The sequence below is a fragment of the Streptomyces sp. NPDC042364 genome, from assembly GCF_056437585.1.
On the sequence record NZ_JBWKAJ010000001.1, the window covers coordinates 144223 to 161277 of the forward strand.

A 17055-nucleotide genomic window follows, 5' to 3' on the forward strand; every position below is an offset into this window, starting at 1 on the left:
GTCAGCCCTCCGTCGTCGAGGAGAACAGCGCCCGTCCCCACCAGTCGTCCTCGTCCCGGACGCCCGGCGGGACGGCGAAGACCGCCGAACCCACGTGCTGGATGTACTCGTTGAGCGCGTCGGTGGCCAGGTTGCGCTGGATCGGGATGAACCCCTTGCGCACGTCCCGCTGGTACGCGAGGAAGAACAGCCCCGCGTCCAGCCGGCCGAGGCCGTCGGTGCCGTCGGTGAAGGAGTAGCCGCGGCGCAGGATCGTCGCCCCGTCGTTGGAGTCGGGGTGCGCGAGCCGTACGTGTGCGTCGGGCTTCATCGCCTTCAGGAACGGCTCGTCCCGCTCCTTCGCCTTGCCGACCGGCGCGCCCTCGCCCTTGTCGCGGCCGAAGATGTCCTCCTGCTCCTGCAGCGAGGTCCGGTCCCAGGGCTCGATGTGCATCCGGATGCGCCGGGCCACCAGGTACGAGCCGCCGGCCATCCAGGCGGGCCCGTCCTTCCCGTCCACCCACACGTGCTTCTTCAGGCGGGCGGTCTCCGTGCCCGCGATGTTGCGGGTGCCGTCCTTGAACCCCATGAGGTTGCGCGGGGTCTGCGCCTCCGGCGTGGTCGACGAGGTCTTGCCGAAGCCGAGCTGGGACCAGCGCACCGACACCTTGCCGAAGCCGATCCGGGCGAGGTTGCGGATGGCGTGCACCGCGACCTGCGGATCGTCCGCGCACGCCTGTACGCACAGGTCGCCGCCGCTGCGGGCCCGGTCCAGGTTGTCGCCGGCGAACCGCGGCAGGTCCACCAGCGCCTCGGGCCGCTGCGTCGCCAGCCCGAACCGCTCGAACAGCGAGGGCCCGAAGCCGATGGTGAGCGTCAGCCGGGACGGCTTCAGCCCCAGCGCCTCCCCGGTGTCGTCCGGCGGCGCCTCGGCGAGACCGCCGTACGCGCCGTCGCCGACCGCCTTCCCCGCGGTCATCCGGCGCGCGGCCTCCGTCCAGTCCTTCAGCATCGCCACGAACGCCTCGCGGTCGTCCGTCTCCACGTCGAACGCGGCGAAGTGCAGCCTGTCCTGCACCGGCGTCGCGATACCGGCCTGGTGGACGCCGTGGAAGGCGATGGGACCGCCGGCCGCGGCCGGGGTCCGCCCGGTGTCCTCGCCGGGCCGGGCCACGGCCACGGCGCCCCCGGCGACGGCGGCGCCCAGCGCGAGGCCGGCGCCGCCCCAGCCGATCAGCGCACGCCGCGACGGCGCACGCGAGCCGTCCCCGGCGGACGCGGCGGCCGCGCTCCCCGAGGCGCCGCCCGTGGTCGTCCCCGAGGCGCCGCCCGTGGTCTTCCCCGAGGTGCCGTCGGTGGTGTTCCCGGCGATGTTCCCGGTGGTGTCCGTCATGACTGCCGATCCTCTTCCGTCGCCTACTTCACGACCGCAGCGGCGAGCTGCGAGAGCGGCTCCGCCAGCGCGTTCACCGCGTCCGACAGCTTGTTGCGCTCGGCCTCGCCGACCTTGTCGTAGGAGACGAAGTCGTAACCCGTCTTGTCCTTGCGGTACTTGTCGAGCAGCGTGTTCAGCGCCGTGAACTGCTTGTCGAGTTCCTTCGCCAGCTCCGGGTCGTTCTCGGCGGCGACGGCCTTCAGCAGCCGGTACGACTCCTCGGCGCCCTCGACGTTCGCCTTGAAGTCGACCAGGTCGGTGTGCGAGTAACGCTCCTCCTCGCCGGTGACCTTGCCGGTGGAGACCTCGTCGAGGAGTTCCTTGGCGCCGTTGGCCATGGAGGTCGGGGTGATCTCCGCCTTGCCGACCCGCTTCTGCCAGTCCACCAGGTCCGTCACCAGCTGGTCGGCGAGCTCGGAGTCACGGTCGGTGAGCTTGCCGTCCTTCCACAGCGAGCGCTCCAGACGGTGCCAGCCGGTCCAGTCCTTCTCTGCGTCTTCATCGGCCCGGCCCTCCTCCAGACCGTCCTCGCGGACGTCGACCTTCGGGTCGATGTCACCGAAGGACTCGGCGACCGGCTCGGTGCGCTCCCAGCCGATGCGGGAGGGCGCGTACGCCTTCTTCGCCGCCTCGACGTCGCCGTCCTTGACGGCCTCGGCGAACACCTTCACCAGCGGGATCGTCTCGTCGGCCTGCGCCTGCGCGTACTTGCGGTACGAGGCCACGGCCTCGTCCAGCCGCGGGTCGCGCTTCGCGACCTTGCCGGTGCCGGTCGCGGTGACGTCCTGCCGTATGCCGTCGCCCTTCATGCCCGGCTTGCACGCGATCCGGTAGTCGCCCGCCTTCACCTCGGCGGTGACCTTCTGCTTGGTGCCGGGGCCGATGTTCTCCCGCTCGGTGACGACCCGGTCGTCCGGGAAGAGGAGGTAGACCTCGGTCACCTTCGAGCCCTTGTTCTCGATGTCCAGCTCGACGTGCCCGGCCGGGAACTCCTTCCTCGACACCTCGCACTCGGTGTCGGTCGCGGTCACCGCGATGACCCCGTCCGCGCCCGCGCTGCTCTTCTCGGTGCAGCCCGTGACGGCGGTCAGGGCCGCGACGGTCGTGGCGGCGGTGACGAAGGACAGTCTGAGGGGGCGCATTTCGGCTCCAAAGGAGGACACAGAGGACACACAGATAAGGTGAGGCTGCCCCAAGTTATCTGAGGCTTACCTCACCCAATGCCGTGCCTCCAGTGAAGCCCGCCCCTCTGGGGCCGTACGAGCACGGCCCGATCACGGTGACCAAAAACAGGAGCCATAGATCGGTCAAGGGCCGGTCAAGTTTCCCATTCCGTGGTCAAGAACCCCGTTTCGGTGTGATCAAGGCATCACCTCTCGGTCGGCGGCCCACCCGGGGGACGGCCGATCCGCGCCCGTCGCCGCCCGGGCGCGGTGGGGGTGCGACACCCCCCGGCCCCGTCGGGTCCGGCCTCACCGCCCTCCGTCGCCTTCTGTGGCCCTCCGTGGCTCAACCTGCTTGTCCGGTAAGGTCACTTGCTCTCCGCAACTCCATGGTTCGGGCCGCCCCCTCACCCTTGCTCGGGCGGTCTTACCCGCGGAGAGCTCCGGGGCGACCTGACGGCCCGCGGGATGCTTCAATTCCGCATGTGACCGACTTCGATGTGCTGCGGGTGTTCTGCGGGCCCGGCGGCGGATACGGCAACGAACTGGGCGTCGTCCGCGAGGGCTCCGTGATGCCCGAACGCGCCGACCGCCAGGCCTTCGCCGCCAAACTCGGCTTCAGCGAGACCGTGTTCGTGGACGACCCCGAGCGCGGTGTCATCGACATCTACACGCCCACGCTGCGCCTGCCGTTCGCCGGTCACCCCTGCGTCGGTACCGCCTGGCTCCTCGACGTGCCCGAGCTGGTCACCCCGGCCGGTCTGGTCGGCGCCCGGCTGGACGGCGAGTTCAGCTGGATCGAGGCCATGCCGGAGTGGGCCCCGCCCCGCACGCTGCGCCAGTACGGCACCGCCGCCGAGGTCGACGGCCTGACGGTCCCGCCGCCCGGCGAGCGAAGCGAGATGGGGGTGCCCCCGGACGGAGTCTGGGGGGGGATCTACGCCTGGGCCTGGGAGGACGAGGCCGCCGGCCGCGTCCGCGCCCGCGCCTTCCCGGGCCGGGACGACGGCATCGACGAGGACGAGGCCACCGGGGCCGCGGCCCTCCAGCTCACCGCGCAACTGGGCCGCGCCCTCAACATCACCCAGGGCGCGGGCTCCCAACTCCTGACCGCCCCGCAGCCGCACGGCTGGGTGGAGGTCGGGGGGAGGGTCTTCCTGGAGCGGTGAGGGCGTGGCTCCCTCACGCCGATAGGGGGAACTCCTCACCGAGCGCCCTGAACACCGCGGTGTTCAGGGCGAACGCCCGCTTGCACTCGCTCACGATCCGCTGCTTCTCCAGATCGTCCGCACGCACCCGGTCCAGCAGTTCGCGGTACCCCCGCTTGAACGCCGCCGGATTGGCGATGTCCTCGAACACGTAGAACCGGACGCCGTCGCCCTTGCGCTCGAAGCCCCAGGTCTTCTCGGCCCGGTCGCGGATGATCTGCCCGCCGGAGAGGTCGCCGAGATACCGCGTGTAGTGGTGGGCCACATAGCCGCCCGGCCAGCCGCGCGCGCACTCGGCGACCCGAGTCGCGTACTCCTCGGTCGCCGGCAGCGCCGAGAGCGTCGAGCGCCAGCGCGGGCCGCGCAGATGCCCCAGGTCCCGCTCCAGCGCGGCGAGCCGCATCAGCTCCGGCTGTATGAACGGCCCGGCTACCGGGTCGTCGGCCAGCGCCCGCGCGCCGCTCTCCAGCGCCTCGTACACGAACCACAGCTGTTCGGTGTAGCGCGTGTACGCCTCGACCCCGAGCCGGCCGCCGAGCATGTCGCCCATGAACGTCGTGGTCTCCGCCTCGGTGTGCTGCTCGTGCGACGCGGTGCGGATGAGCGTGGAGAACGCCGTGTCCGAGGTGACCGACGCGTTCATGAAGGCCTCCGATGCCTGGGGGAAGACGAGAAGCAGCGCTCAGTTTCGGTGGTTAGGCTTACCTAAGTCAACAGGTTCCCGACTCCCTGTCGGTAAAAACGGTACCCCGGATCGTCACGACTCCCACATGGAATGAGCGCGACCATGAAAAACCCGCCTCGCGGCCGGGAGAGGGCCTGGAGGCGGGTCCTTGCGGGGGACAGGGCCGCTACGGGAGGGTGAGGATCTACGGGAGGGTGAGGATCTCCGCCCCCGTCTCCGTCACGACCAGCGTGTGCTCGAACTGGGCGGTGCGCTTGCGGTCCTTGGTCACGACCGTCCAGCCGTCGTCCCACATGTCGTAGTCGTACGACCCGAGGGTGAGCATCGGCTCGATCGTGAACGTCATTCCCGGCTGCATCACGGTCGTCGCGTGCGGGGAGTCGTAGTGCGGGATGATCAGCCCGGAGTGGAACGACGAGTTGATCCCGTGCCCCGTGAAGTCGCGCACGACCCCGTACCCGAACCGCTTGGCGTACGACTCGATGACCCGCCCGATGATGTTGATCTGCCGCCCCGGCCTGACGGCCTTGACGGCGCGGGCGAGGGACTCCCGGGTCCGCTCGACGAGCAGCCTCGACTCCTCGTCGACGTCGCCCACGAGGTACGTGGCGTTGTTGTCGCCGTGGACGCCGCCGATGTACGCCGTCACGTCGAGGTTGACGATGTCACCGTCGCGCAGCACGGTCGAGTCGGGGATGCCGTGGCAGATGACCTCGTTGACGGAGGTGCACAGCGACTTGGGGAAGCCGCGGTAGCCGAGGGTGGAGGGGTAGGCCCCGTGGTCGCACATGTACTCGTGGGCGACGCGGTCCAGCTCGTCGGTGGTGACGCCGGGGGCGATGTGCTTGGCGGCCTCGGCCATCGCCCGGGCCGCGATCCGCCCGGCGATCCGCATCGCCTCGATCGTCTCGGGCGTCTGCACCTCCGGGCCGGTGTACGGGGTGGGGGCGGGCTTGCCCACGTACTCGGGGCGGCGGATGTGCCCCGGGACGGAGCGGACGGGGGACAGCTTCCCCGGTGCGAGCAGCGACTGGCCAGACATGCCAGCGAGTTTAACCAGCGGTGGTGGGGGACCATGTCGGTGACGACTGGTGAAGGGAACTCAGGTCATGCCCCTGTTCAAACGACGCGCGGTCGGCAAGCCCGGCGAGTGGTTCTACTGCCTGGAGCACAAGAAGGTGGAGGAGGGCCCGGACTGCCCCGGCAAGGACCGCATGGGCCCGTACGCCAGCCGCGAGGAGGCGACCCGCGCGATGGAGACGGCCCGCGACCGCAACGCGGAATGGGAGAACGACCCCCGCTGGCACGACGCCCCGGCCGGCGAAGGCCCCGACGCCTGAGCGACGCGCCGGCCGGGCCGCGGTGGGCGGCGCCGCTCCCCGCTGATGCCCCCACGGCTCCGGACGGGGACCTCGCCCGTCCGGGTGGGGGTGCGCTCGGCGCCCGTGTGGGCGAGGCTGACGGTATGGCTTCCGCGATGCCCGTGGTCGTGTACCCGCCCGACGAGGACGGCGGCCGCCGTGTGCGCGTGGACGGCGAGATCCTGGGCCGCGCGTACGGCCTCCAGGACATCGGCGAGTTCCTCCGCCGCGCGGGCATCGAGGACGCCGACGAAACGTATGTGGCCCAGTCCGCCCTGATCGAATGGCGAGGCGGAGGCCCCGACGTCTGGACCCCCTGACGAGGTGCGCCACCGCGCATGAGGCCGGCCGCCGGGTGGGCGGACCTCGTCACCACCGGGCCGGTGGCGGTGACGTCAGCCGGTCCGCCAGCCGCGAGAGACGGTCACGCAACCGGCCCCGCCCCCTCCACCGGGGCACCACGTTCTCCCCGGCCGCCGGGCTCACCAGGTTCTGCACGGTGTCGAGGTCGGCCTCCCGCTCGTCCGGGGCCGCCGGCGACTCGTGAGCCATCGCGTCCAGCTCCCGGTGGCCGGTGGCCGGTGGCCGGTGCGAGGACCGTCGCCCCGGCGCGGCGGGCGCCACCACGAGCAGTGTCTCGCCCCGGCGGGCCGCCGACAGCAGGCCCGTCCCGACCGCCGGATGCGCCGGATCGGAGGGGCGCGCGGCAGGCCGTACGAGCGCGGGGGACAGCTCCGGCGTACCGGACCGGGCGGCCTCGGCCACCAGGTGTGCCGCGAGGCGCCACGGCTTCGTACTCGGTGGTGCCGACGAGCGGCGGCTCACCCCCGTACGACACCACGGGCCGCCGCGGCGCCCCCGCGAACAGCCGTGTGGCCCCCGGCCACCCCGTCCCGGCGAGCACCTCGCGCGGCAACGCGATCCTTGTGCCGTCCATGCCCCGGCGTCCTGCCGCAACCGGCCACTCTTGACCCGGTGTTCACCGCGAATTCGCCCGAGCCGGGCACGCAGGCCGAGTCGGGCCCCGGCCGCCCGTGTCCCGCACCGACGACCGCGTCGGCCCGACGGCACCCCGTACCGCACCCGAGCCGCACACACCGAGGAGCCCCCATGCCCCCCACGGCCGAGACCGGTAACCCCGGGCACATCACCTCCGAGTCCACCACCCCCGAATCCAGCACCCCCTTCCGAGCCGGCCGCGAAGGCTACGCCAGCTTCCGTATCCCGGCGGTCGTGCGGACGGCGTCCGGCGCTCTGCTGGCCTTCTGCGAGGGGCGGGTCGGCGGGCGGGAGGACTTCGGGAACATCGACATCGTGGTGAAGCGGTCGACGGACGGCGGCCGCAGCTGGGGCCCGCTGCGGGTCGCCGCCGAGAACGGGGACGGCCTCGCGGGCAACCCCGCCCCCGTGGTGCTGGACACCGGCCGCATCCTGCTCGTCCACGTCAGGAACGCCGCGTCCGCCACCGAGGACGCCATCCGCCGGGGCACCGTGAGCGCCGCGGACGGGCGGCGGGTCTGGGTGCGGCACAGCGACGACGAGGGGGAGACCTGGTCGAACCCCCGGGAGATCACCGAGGACACCAAGAAGCGGGAGTGGCGCTGGTACGCCACCACCCCCGGGCACGCGATCCAGCTGAGCAGCGGCCGCGTCGTGGTCCCCGCCAACCACTCCCTCCCGCCGACGGGCACCGACAACGGCACGGAGGGCAAGTACAACGGCGGTCACTGCCTGCTCAGCGACGACCGCGGCGAGACCTGGCGGATCGGCTACGTCGACGACAACACCGACGGCTACGTCAACGTCAACGAGACCACCGCCGCCGAACTCCCCGACGGACGCGTCTACTTCAACACCCGCAACGACTCCCCGGCCCCCGGCACCCGCGCCGACGCGTACTCCGCCGACGGCGGCGAGAGCCTGATCAAGCCGTTCCGGCCGCAGGCAGGCCTCGCCGGCCCGGTCGTCGAGGGCAGCCTCCTCCAGCTGAGCGACCCCGACCTCGGCGACCCGGACCTGCTCCTCTACTCCGGCCCCGCCGACCCCGGCTTCCGCGCCCTGATGACCGTCCGGGCCAGCACGGACCACGGCACGACCTGGCGGGTCGCCCACACCGTCGACGGGCTGCCCGCCGCGTACTCGGACCTCGTCCGCGTCGACGAGCACACCGTCGGGCTCCTCTACGAGACGGGCGACTTCAGCGCGTACGAGACGATCACGTTCCGCAGGATCCCCGTCACCGCCCTCCGGTGACCGCCCGTGCCCGGCCCACCCCCGCCACGACCGCGCACGTAAAGTCAGCCCATGACCTCTACTGACAGTGCACAGACGACCCCCGGCACACCCGAGACCCCCGGCGCGGCCCCCGCCAAGGCCCCGGCCAAGGACCCCTGGGACCTCCCCGACGTCTCCGGGCTCGTCGTCGGCGTGCTCGGGGGCACCGGGCCGCAGGGCAAGGGCCTCGCGTACCGCTTCGCCAAGGCCGGCCAGAAGGTGATCATCGGCTCGCGGGCCGCCGACCGCGCGCAGGCCGCCGCCGAGGAACTCGGCCACGGCGTGGAGGGCGCCGACAACGCCGAGACCGCGCGCCGCAGCGACGTCGTGATCGTCGCGGTGCCGTGGGACGGGCACGCCAAGACCCTGGAGTCCCTGCGGGAGGAACTGGCCGGCAAGCTCGTCGTCGACTGCGTCAACCCGCTCGGCTTCGACAAGAAGGGCGCCTACGCGCTGAAGCCGGAGGAGGGCAGCGCCGCCGAGCAGGCCGCCGCCCTGCTGCCGGACTCCCGGGTCACCGCCGCCTTCCACCACCTGTCCGCCGTCCTCCTGGAGGACCCGGAGATCGAGGAGATCGACACCGACGTGATGGTGCTCGGCGAGGTCCGGGCCGACGCCGAGATCGTGCAGGCGCTGGCGAGCCGTATCCCCGGCATGCGCGGTATCTTCGCGGGCCGGCTGCGAGGCGCCCACCAGGTCGAGGCGCTGGTCGCCAACCTGATCTCCGTGAACCGCCGCTACAAGGCACACGCCGGGATCCGCCTGACCGACGTGTGAGGCGCCGCCGGGCATGGGGGACACTGGAGGCGTACGGCCCCGCCGTACCGCCTCGTCCGACCGCCCTGTCAGGAGCCGACCCCCATGCCCCGCCTCGCCCTGTACGCCCTCGTCGTCTGTCTGCTCGCGGTCACCGCGGCCGTGGTGTCCTTCGCCCGGGGCAGCTGGCTGGGTGTGGTGTGGGTGCTGATGGCCGGGCTGTCGTCCAACATGACCTGGTACTACGTGCGCCGCGCGAAGGCGGAGCGGGAGTCCGCCGCGAGCTGAGCCGACCGTCACAGAGCGGTCAGGCACACGTCACTGTCCTCGCGCCAGAAGCGGTACAGCCAGTAGCCGCAGTCGGAGAGCCGGTCCTCGATGCCGAGGCCCCGCATGAACGCGTCGATCACGTCCCAGAACACGCCGTTGACCGCCGGGATCCACAGCACCGCGAAGACGAGCAGCAGCCCGAACGGCGCGAGCGGCTCCACCTGCCGGCGGATCCTGTACGACAGCCAGGGCTCGATCACGCCGTAGCCGTCGAGGCCCGGCACCGGCAGGAAGTTCAGGATCGCCGCCGTGACCTGGAGCATCGCCAGGAAGGCGAGGGCGAACAGGAAGGCCTTCGGCACCCCGTCCGTCACCCCCAGCCAGAACGGCGCCGTGCAGACCGCGGCGAACAGCACGTTCGTCAGGGGGCCGGACGCCGAGATCAGGCTGTGCTTCCAGCGGCCCTGGATACGGTTCCGTTCGATGAAGACGGCGCCGCCGGGCAGACCGATACCGCCCATGATCACGAACACGACCGGCAGCACGATGCTGAGCAGGGCGTGCGTGTACTTCAGCGGGTTGAGCGTGAGATAGCCCTTCGCGCCGATGGAGATGTCGCCGCCGTGCAGGGCGGTGCGGGCGTGGGCGTACTCGTGCAGACACAGCGAGACGATCCACGCCGACGTCACGAACAGGAAGACGGCGAGGCCGGGCTGTTCGGCGAACCCGGTCCAGGTGGCCCAGCCCGTGACCGCCATGACGGCCACGATCCCCACGAAGACGGGGCTGATCCTCCGGTCGCTCCGGCGGGACGCGGCGGTGGTCATGGGGCTCCTAGGGCGCTCGTGACGTGTCGATCACTCGTACGGACTGCCCGACGGTACCGGGCACAAGGCGAAAACGTCTCGCGATCGCCTCCTGGTTCCTAGGAGGGTGGGGGACGTGCAGGCGTGGGGGGACGTACGGTCGACGGTCGAGGCCGCCCCGACCGCCCCCGCGAAGGACCGGCCACCGGCACCGATCCGACGGAGACAATGGACCCCGTGCGCTACCGCATCCTCGGCACCACCCAGGCATCGCACGCCGACGGCACCCCGGTCCCGGTCGGCGGCGCCCGGCTGCGCGCCCTGCTGACCGTGCTCGCGCTGCGCCCGGGCCGTACGGTCACCGCGTCCACGCTGGTCGACGAGGTGTGGGCCGGTGGTCCGCCCGCCGACGCGAGCGGTGCGCTCCAGGCGCTGGTGGGCCGGCTGCGCAGGGCGCTGGGCCCCGACGCGATCGCGTCGGCGCACGGCGGCTACCGCCTCACCGCCGCCCCCGACGACATCGACCTGCACCGTTTCGACCGCCTCGCGGCCGAGGGCGCCCGCGCGCTGGCCGACGGCGACCCCGCCAGGGCGGCCGGGGTCCTCGACGACGCGCTCGCCCTCTGGCAGGACCCGCCGCTCGCCGACCTCCCCGACCGCACCGCCGAGGCCGCCCGCTGGGAGACCCGCCGACTCGACGCGCAGCGCGCCCGCCTCACCGCCGCGCTCGCCCTCGGCCGCGCCGGGACCGCCCTCCCCGAACTCACCGCCCTCTGCGACACCCACCCCCTCGACGAACCCCTCCAGGGCCTGCGTCTGCGCGCCCTCCGTGACACGGGCCGCCCCGCGGAGGCACTCGCCGCCTACGACTCCGTACGCCGCCTCCTGGCCCACCGTCTGGGCACCGACCCGGGTCCCGAACTCCGGGCCCTGCACGAGGAGCTGCTGCACGCCGACGGCACGACGGCCGCACCCCGTCCGGTGCTCGGGCGCGGCTCGGCGCACCGCACGCACGCGGACGGCGGTCCGGCAGCCCCGCCCGCGCAAGCCCCTCCGGCGGGCGAGGGCGGGCCCACGGGGCGGCGGACCCCCCAGCCACCCGCCGCCGGCCGACCGGTGCGCCGACCCGTGGACGGCCGGCCCGTGCCGCCGCCCGCGGACCGCCGAGCCACCCCGCCGGGCCCGCCGGGACCGCGGCACCAGGAGGCGGGGCCGGGTACGGGAGTCCGGGGCGGGAACCCCGGCGGGCCGCCATCCGCCCCACAGCCCCGGCAGCCGCATCCGTCGCAGGCCCACCAACCTCAGCAGCCGCAGCCGCAGCCGCAGCCGCAGCCGCAGCCGCAGCCGTGGCCGCCGCTGACCCAGCCCCAGTCGCAGACCCAGCCGTGGCCGCCGCCGGCCTCCTCGCACCCCGACTCCACCCGCACCCGAGGCAACCTCCGGGCCCGTCTCACCTCCTTCGTGGGCCGGGACACCGACATCGACACCATCCGCACCGACCTGACCACCGCCCGTCTGGTCACCCTTCTCGGCCCCGGCGGTGCCGGGAAGACCCGCCTCTCCCAGGAGGCCGGAGAGGCGGTCGCGGCGTCCGCTCCCGACGGTGTCTGGCTCGCCGAACTCGCCCCCGTCGACGACCCCGCCGACGTCCCGGAGGCCGTCGTCACCGCCCTCGGCGCCCGCGAGACCGTCCTGCGCGGCGCCGGCGCCGAGGAGATGCGCGTGGTGTCCGACCGCCACGACGACCCCCTTAGCCGTCTCACCGAGCACTGCGCCAGACGCCGGATGCTGCTCATCCTCGACAACTGCGAACACGTCGTGGCCGCCGCCGCCCACCTCGTCGAGCACCTCCTCCAACACTGCCCGGGCCTGACCGTCCTCGCCACCAGCCGCGAACCCCTCGGCGTACCGGGGGAGTCGGTGCGCCCGGTGGAACCCCTGGCCCAGCCCCACGCCCTGCGGCTGCTCGCCGACCGGGGCGCCGCCGCCCGGCCCGGCTTCACCGTCGCCGACGACCCGGAGGCCGCCGCCGAGATCTGCCGCCGCCTCGACGGCCTCCCCCTCGCCATCGAACTCGCGGCGGCGCGCCTGCGGATGCTGACGCCGCGCCAGATCGCCGACCGGCTCGACGACCGCTTCCGGCTGCTCACCTCCGGCAGCCGCACCGTCCTGCCCCGTCAGCAGACCCTGCGCGCGGTCGTCGACTGGTCGTGGGAACTCCTCGACGAGGACGAGCGGGACGTCCTGCGGCGGCTGTCCGTCTTCGCCGGCGGCTGCGACCTCGCCGCCGCCGAGGCCGTCTGCGGCCCCGTCGCGCTGGAGGCCCTCGGCTCCCTGGTCGACAAGTCCCTCGTGGTCGCGGCCCCCACGGCGAACGGCGAGATGCGCTACCGGCTCCTGGAGACCGTCGCCGAGTACGCCGGCGCCCGCCCCGCCGAGGCCGGCACCCGCCCCGCCGCCGAACGCGCCCACCGCGCGTACTACCGCGAACTCGCCCGCACCACCGACCCGTTGCTGCGCGGCCCGGGGCAGCGCCGGGCGAACGAACTGCTGGAGCTGGAGTACGAGAACCTCCGCACCGCCCTGCGGCACGCCATCGCCGAACGCGACGAGCAGGAGGCGCTCTGTCTGACGCTGTCGCTGGCCTGGTACTGGCAGATGCGCGACCTGAAGACCGAGGCCCGCCACTGGGCCACCCAGGTCATGGCGCTCGGCCCCAACCCCTTCGCCCCACCGGCGCGCCCCGTCCCCGACATCCGCGAGGGCCTCGTCGACAGCCCGCCGCCGATGCGCCCGGAGGTGCTCGACGAGGCCCGCCGGGCGCTCCACCTCATCCACCTCGCCTGCATGGACATGGACATCTCCGACTGGGAGACCCCCGAAGGGCAGGAGAAGCTCCAGGTCATCCGGGACACCTACCGTCCGGGCCAGCCGCAGACCTGCCGTTTCCCGGGCTTCATGTGGTTCTACGCCGTGCTGCTCTCGGGCGACATGGAGCGTCTGCGGGCGATCCTCGACGCGACCATCGCCACCGCCCGCGACCTCGGCTACACCTGGGAGCTGGCCCAGGCCCTGCACATGCGGGCCAACATCCTCGCCAACCGCAGCGACTGGTCCGGCGACGCCACCCGCGACGCCGACGAGGCGCTGGAGCTGTGCGAACGGCTCGAAGACGCCTGGGGTGCCGCCGAGGCGCTCTCGGCGCGCGCCATGAGCCTGGAGCGCACGGGCCGGTTCGACCTCGCCGCGGCCGACTACCGGCGCGCCATCGCCCACGCCGAACGGATCGGCACGAACGCCCACTCGGGCGTCCTCGGCGTACGGCTCGGCAACGTGCTCTTCGAGTGCGGCCAGGCCGATGCCGAACTCGGCGAGAAGATGCTGCTGGACGTGCTGACACGGCACGACACCCCCAAGGAGGCGCTGCCCGCGGCCCGTCTCTACCTCGCCATCCGGTTCGGCCGCACCGGCCGCCTGGACGAGGCGTGGCAGCACATCACGTGGCTGCGCGAGGAGTTCGAGGCCGTCGACTTCGTGCTCTTCGCCGGCTTCGTCCTCGGTCTGGAGGCCTGGCTGATGACGCTGGCCGGACGCCACGCCGAGGCCAGGGAGCGCGTCCGGAAGGCGTTCGAGCAGGCCATGGACCCGCTGGCCCTGACGATCACACCCCAACTGCCCGCCTCCCACCTCGTCACCGCCGCCTGCGCCGTCTGCGGTGTGGACGGCGGTGTGCGCGCCCGCGACGCGGCCCGGCTCCTGGGCGCCTCCGACGCGCACCTCCCGCCCGGCCACCACCCCAGCCCGCTGGAGGCCGAGGGCCGCGCCCACACCGAGAGCGAGATAAGGGCGAGGCTGGACGACGAGGCGTACGAGACCGCGTACACCGAGGGCACCGGCCTCACCCTGGAGGAGGCCGGCGCCCTCATCTAGGGGTTGTCCCGTAGCGGGTCAGCTCTTGGTGCGGAACTTGTGGATCGCGATCGGCGCCATCACCGCCGTCAGCACCACGGACCAGCCGAGCGTCACCATCACGTCGTCGGCGACCGGCCCGCCCGTCATCAGCCCGCGCGCCGCGTCCGCCAGGGAGGACAGCGGGTTGTAGTCGGTGAAGCTCTGCAGCCAGCCCGGCATCGACTGCGGCGGAGCGAAGATCGACGAGCCGAACTGGAGCGGGAACAGCACCAGGAAGCCCATCGCCTGCACGGACTGCGCGTTCTTCAGGGTCACGCCCAGCACCAGGAAGATCCACATCAGGGACGAGCCGAAGACGACGGACAGGCCTACGGCGGCGAACAGGCCCGGCCAGCTGGTGATGTCGAAGCCGATGAGGACGGCGACGGTCAGCAGGATGGCCGTGGCGAGCAGCATCCGCAGCAGCTCGACCGCGATCTTCGCGAGCAGTACCGAGGAGCGGCCGATCGGCAGCGACCGGAAGCGGTCCATGATGCCTTTCTGGAAGTCCTCGTTGAAGCCCGTCCCGACGCCCATGGCGATGTTCATGCCGAGCATCGCCATCAGTCCCGGGATCACGTACTGCACATAGCGCTCCTGGCCGCCGCCCAGCGCCTGCCCGATGGAGCCGCCGAAGACGTACACGAACAGCAGCGCGAAGACGATCGGCATGAGGACCGCGTCGGCGACCGACTGCGGGTCGTTGCGGATCCACAGCAGATTGCGGCGCACCAGCGCGCCGGTGTGCCGGGCCTGGGCCCGCAGACCGATCCGGCCGTCGGAGTCGTCGGCGCGGGGCGGCAGGGTGCTCGTAGGGGCGGGGCTCGGCGCCCCGTCCAGGGTGGCGGTGGGCGACGGTCGGGAGCTCATACGGCGACCCCTTCGTAGGCGGGGGACAGGGCCGGGTCCTGCGGGGCACTGGCCTTGTGGCCGGTGAGGGACAGGAACACCTCGTCGAGGCTGGGCAGTTCGGTGCTGATCGAGCCGATGGTGACGCCGCGCGCACTGATCGCGCCGACGACGGCGGTGAGCTGCTCGTCGCTGAGGACCGGCACGAGCAGGGTGCCGTGCTCGGTGTCGACGGTGGTCGTGGCGAGCCCGGTGATCCCCAGGTCGTCCAGTTCCGTCGCGAGCGGCCGCAGCTGCGCGGGGTCGGCCGGGCGGACGCGCAGGGTGCGGCCGCCGACCTGTGCCTTCAGCTCCTCGATGCCGCCCCTGGCGATGACCTTGCCGCGGTCGATCACGGTCAGCTCGGAGGCCAGCTGCTCGGCCTCCTCCATGTACTGGGTGGTCAGCAGCACGGTCACCCCGTCGCCGACCATGCGCTTGACCTCGTTCCACACCTCGTTCCGGGTGCGCGGGTCCAGGCCGGTCGTCGGCTCGTCCAGGTAGAGCACGGCCGGGCGGCTCATCATCGACGCGGCGAGGTCGAGCCGCCGCCGCATACCGCCGGAGTACGTGGCCACCGGGCGCCCGGCCGCCTCGGTCAGCGAGAACCGCTCCAGCAGCCCGTTCGCCCGGCCCTTCGCGTCCCTGCGGGGCAGGTCGAGCAGCCGGCCGATCATGTAGAGGTTCTCGAAGCCGGAGAGTTTCTCGTCCACCGAGGCGTACTGGCCGGTGAGGCCGATCACCCGGCGCAGGGCACGCGGTTGGCGTACGACGTCGTAGCCGGCCACGGTCGCCTGCCCCGAGTCGGGCGTGACGAGCGTGGACAGGCACCGTACGAGCGTCGTCTTGCCGGCGCCGTTCGGGCCCAGCACCCCCATCACGGTGCCTTCGCGCACGTCCAGATCGACACCGTCCAGCGCCCTGGTCTCGCCGTAGTGCTTGACCAGCCCCCGTACGGTGACAGCGCGGGTCGCGCCGCTGGGTTCCTTGTCGATTCGTGTCATACGGACGACGGTGTCAGCGGGCGCCGACAAACGACCGACAGGTCACCGACAGGGGGCGGGCGCCTCATGGCTCGGGGGTGCGGGTTCGTCGGCGGGTGCGGGTGCGTCGTGGTTGTTCGCGCAGTTCCCCGCGCCCCTGGAAGGGAGGGCCTGCGGCCCCCCCTTCATCGAAAAGCACGGGGCGCAGCCCCGGCCGCTTTCAGGGGCGCGGGGCGCGGACACCCGCGGCATCCGCCGCGCGGGCGCGAACAACCCCCGCCCACCCGCGGACGCCGTACCCACCCGCAGCCCCGAGCCGCAAGCCCCCGAACGCCACAGCCCGCCGACCGGGGGAAGATCGGCGGGCTGCTCCGTACCGCAGTGGCTGTAGGGCCACCAGGCCGACGGCCTAGTGCACCGAGTGCTCCTCCAGCGGGAACGTCCCGCCGACCACGTCCTCCGCGAACGCCTTCGCCGCGTCGGTCATGACCCCCCGGAGGTCCGCGTACCGCTTCACGAACTTCGGCACCCGACCCCCGGTCAGCCCGAGCATGTCGGTCCACACCAGAACCTGCGCGTCGGTTTCCGCCCCGGCGCCGATCCCCACCGTGGGGATGTGCAGCACCCGTGTGACCTCAGCGGCCAGCTCCGCCGGAACCAGCTCCAGGACCACCGCGAACGCGCCCGCGTCCTGCACGGCCTTCGCGTCGCGCAGCAGCTGCGCCGCCGCCTCCTCGCCCCGGCCCTGTACGCGGTAGCCCATCGCGTTGACGGACTGCGGGGTGAGGCCGATGTGGGCCATCACGGGAATGCCGGACTCCACCAGCAGCCGGATCTGCTCGTGCGACCGCTCGCCGCCCTCCAGCTTCACGGCGCCCACCCCGGCCTCCTTGACCAGCCGGGTCGCCGAGCGCAGCGCCTGCACCGGGCCCTCCTGGTAGGAGCCGAAGGGCAGGTCGCCGACGATCAGGGCACGGCTGGTGCCCCGTACGACGGCCGCCGACAGCATGGCCATCTCGTCGAGGGTGACGGGCACGGTCGTGTCGTACCCCAGGTGACAGTTGCCCGCCGAGTCCCCGACGAGCATGACCGGGATGCCGGCCTCGTCGAAGACGGACGCGGTCATCGCGTCGTACGCGGTGAGCATCGGCCACTTCTCGCCTCGTTCCTTGGCGAGGGCGATGTCGCGGACGGTGATGCGGCGTGTGCCCTTGCCCCCGTACAGCGCCTTGCTGCCGTCGGAGGCCTTCGTCTGGGCAGCCGGAAGCTGCGTCATTGCCACGGCTCCTTCATGTC

Annotated in this window: 15 protein-coding genes and 1 pseudogene; 7 read left to right on the forward strand and 9 right to left on the reverse strand. The window is 72.6% G+C overall.

Translation table 11 applies throughout. The features are described from left to right. Position 1: 1 nt before the first annotated feature. Entirely contained in the window at positions 2-1372 is a 1371-nt protein-coding gene (gene efeB / locus AC067N_RS00590) for an iron uptake transporter deferrochelatase/peroxidase subunit (protein WP_478676675.1), read from the reverse strand. A gap of 23 nt (positions 1373-1395) precedes the next feature. Beyond that, positions 1396-2556, reverse strand: a complete 1161-nt coding sequence (gene efeO, locus AC067N_RS00595; RefSeq protein ID WP_478676676.1) for an iron uptake system protein EfeO — start codon at positions 2554-2556, stop codon at positions 1396-1398. Positions 2557-3062: 506 nt separating this feature from the next. Here efeO and AC067N_RS00600 point away from each other — a divergent pair. After that, positions 3063-3746, forward strand: coding sequence for a PhzF family phenazine biosynthesis protein (locus tag AC067N_RS00600; RefSeq protein WP_478676677.1), 684 nt, complete (start codon positions 3063-3065; stop codon positions 3744-3746). Between the two features lie 13 nt (positions 3747-3759). Here the strand turns inward: AC067N_RS00600 and AC067N_RS00605 are convergent, their stop codons facing one another. Both AC067N_RS00605 and map read right to left on the reverse strand, forming a co-directional pair. Beyond that, on the reverse strand, positions 3760-4428 hold the full coding sequence (locus AC067N_RS00605; protein WP_478676678.1) for a biliverdin-producing heme oxygenase: 669 nt from the start codon (positions 4426-4428) through the stop codon (positions 3760-3762). A gap of 226 nt (positions 4429-4654) precedes the next feature. Beyond that, positions 4655-5512 carry a type I methionyl aminopeptidase gene (gene map / locus AC067N_RS00610; protein ID WP_478676679.1) on the reverse strand — a complete coding sequence of 286 codons (858 nt, stop codon included), beginning with the start codon at positions 5510-5512 and terminating at the stop codon, positions 4655-4657. A 67-nt stretch (positions 5513-5579) separates the two neighbouring features. Here map and AC067N_RS00615 point away from each other — a divergent pair, with 67 nt between their 5' ends. Both AC067N_RS00615 and AC067N_RS00620 read left to right on the forward strand, forming a co-directional pair. Beyond that, on the forward strand, positions 5580-5810 hold the full coding sequence (locus tag AC067N_RS00615; RefSeq protein WP_478676680.1) for a hypothetical protein: 231 nt from the start codon (positions 5580-5582) through the stop codon (positions 5808-5810). A 125-nt stretch (positions 5811-5935) separates the two neighbouring features. Further along, entirely contained in the window at positions 5936-6151 is a 216-nt protein-coding gene (locus AC067N_RS00620; protein ID WP_478676681.1) for a hypothetical protein, read from the forward strand. Between the two features lie 49 nt (positions 6152-6200). Here the strand turns inward: AC067N_RS00620 and AC067N_RS00625 are convergent. Continuing rightward, positions 6201-6768: pseudogene (locus tag AC067N_RS00625) on the reverse strand (hypothetical protein). Positions 6769-6941: 173 nt separating this feature from the next. Between AC067N_RS00625 and AC067N_RS00630 the strand changes: the two are divergent. The 3 genes from AC067N_RS00630 (at position 6942) to AC067N_RS00640 (ending at position 9149) form a co-directional block, all read left to right on the forward strand. Beyond that, positions 6942-8084 (forward strand): sialidase family protein, encoded by a 1143-nt coding sequence (locus AC067N_RS00630; protein WP_478676682.1) that lies wholly within the window; start codon positions 6942-6944, stop codon positions 8082-8084. 51 nt (positions 8085-8135) lie between these two features. Continuing rightward, positions 8136-8882, forward strand: a complete 747-nt coding sequence (gene npdG, locus AC067N_RS00635; protein WP_478676683.1) for an NADPH-dependent F420 reductase — start codon at positions 8136-8138, stop codon at positions 8880-8882. A gap of 84 nt (positions 8883-8966) precedes the next feature. Next, positions 8967-9149 carry a hypothetical protein gene (locus AC067N_RS00640; protein WP_478676684.1) on the forward strand — a complete coding sequence of 61 codons (183 nt, stop codon included), beginning with the start codon at positions 8967-8969 and terminating at the stop codon, positions 9147-9149. A gap of 8 nt (positions 9150-9157) precedes the next feature. Here the strand turns inward: AC067N_RS00640 and AC067N_RS00645 are convergent, their stop codons facing one another. Beyond that, positions 9158-9958 (reverse strand): site-2 protease family protein, encoded by an 801-nt coding sequence (locus AC067N_RS00645; RefSeq protein ID WP_478676685.1) that lies wholly within the window; start codon positions 9956-9958, stop codon positions 9158-9160. Positions 9959-10165: 207 nt separating this feature from the next. Between AC067N_RS00645 and AC067N_RS00650 the strand changes: the two genes are divergently transcribed. Continuing rightward, positions 10166-13867 (forward strand): AfsR/SARP family transcriptional regulator, encoded by a 3702-nt coding sequence (locus AC067N_RS00650; RefSeq protein ID WP_478676686.1) that lies wholly within the window; start codon positions 10166-10168, stop codon positions 13865-13867. 18 nt (positions 13868-13885) lie between these two features. Here AC067N_RS00650 and AC067N_RS00655 read toward each other — a convergent pair whose 3' ends face one another. The 3 genes from AC067N_RS00655 to panB all read right to left on the reverse strand — a co-directional run bounded on the left by AC067N_RS00655 (position 13886) and on the right by panB (position 17035). Next, entirely contained in the window at positions 13886-14758 is an 873-nt protein-coding gene (locus AC067N_RS00655; protein WP_478676687.1) for an ABC transporter permease, read from the reverse strand. Continuing rightward, positions 14755-15780, reverse strand: coding sequence for an ATP-binding cassette domain-containing protein (locus AC067N_RS00660; protein WP_478676688.1), 1026 nt, complete (start codon positions 15778-15780; stop codon positions 14755-14757). Before AC067N_RS00660 ends, AC067N_RS00655 begins: the two co-directional genes overlap by 4 nt. 388 nt (positions 15781-16168) lie before the next feature. Further along, positions 16169-17035, reverse strand: coding sequence for a 3-methyl-2-oxobutanoate hydroxymethyltransferase (gene panB / locus AC067N_RS00665; protein ID WP_478676689.1), 867 nt, complete (start codon positions 17033-17035; stop codon positions 16169-16171). Positions 17036-17055: the final 20 nt, after the last annotated feature.

What these genes read in the sequence shown, in the direction of transcription:
- efeB (WP_478676675.1), bottom strand. Translation starts at nt 1,372, where the DNA reads ATGACGGACACCACCGGGAACATCGCCGGGAACACCACCGACGGCACC.
- efeO (WP_478676676.1), bottom strand. Translation starts at nt 2,556, where the DNA reads ATGCGCCCCCTCAGACTGTCCTTCGTCACCGCCGCCACGACCGTCGCG.
- AC067N_RS00605 (WP_478676678.1), bottom strand. Translation starts at nt 4,428, where the DNA reads ATGAACGCGTCGGTCACCTCGGACACGGCGTTCTCCACGCTCATCCGC.
- map (WP_478676679.1), bottom strand. Translation starts at nt 5,512, where the DNA reads ATGTCTGGCCAGTCGCTGCTCGCACCGGGGAAGCTGTCCCCCGTCCGC.
- AC067N_RS00615 (WP_478676680.1), top strand. Translation starts at nt 5,580, where the DNA reads ATGCCCCTGTTCAAACGACGCGCGGTCGGCAAGCCCGGCGAGTGGTTC.
- AC067N_RS00620 (WP_478676681.1), top strand. Translation starts at nt 5,936, where the DNA reads ATGGCTTCCGCGATGCCCGTGGTCGTGTACCCGCCCGACGAGGACGGC.
- AC067N_RS00630 (WP_478676682.1), top strand. Translation starts at nt 6,942, where the DNA reads ATGCCCCCCACGGCCGAGACCGGTAACCCCGGGCACATCACCTCCGAG.
- npdG (WP_478676683.1), top strand. Translation starts at nt 8,136, where the DNA reads ATGACCTCTACTGACAGTGCACAGACGACCCCCGGCACACCCGAGACC.
- AC067N_RS00640 (WP_478676684.1), top strand. Translation starts at nt 8,967, where the DNA reads ATGCCCCGCCTCGCCCTGTACGCCCTCGTCGTCTGTCTGCTCGCGGTC.
- AC067N_RS00645 (WP_478676685.1), bottom strand. Translation starts at nt 9,958, where the DNA reads ATGACCACCGCCGCGTCCCGCCGGAGCGACCGGAGGATCAGCCCCGTC.
- AC067N_RS00650 (WP_478676686.1), top strand. Translation starts at nt 10,166, where the DNA reads ATGGACCCCGTGCGCTACCGCATCCTCGGCACCACCCAGGCATCGCAC.
- AC067N_RS00655 (WP_478676687.1), bottom strand. Translation starts at nt 14,758, where the DNA reads ATGAGCTCCCGACCGTCGCCCACCGCCACCCTGGACGGGGCGCCGAGC.
- AC067N_RS00660 (WP_478676688.1), bottom strand. Translation starts at nt 15,780, where the DNA reads ATGACACGAATCGACAAGGAACCCAGCGGCGCGACCCGCGCTGTCACC.
- panB (WP_478676689.1), bottom strand. Translation starts at nt 17,035, where the DNA reads ATGACGCAGCTTCCGGCTGCCCAGACGAAGGCCTCCGACGGCAGCAAG.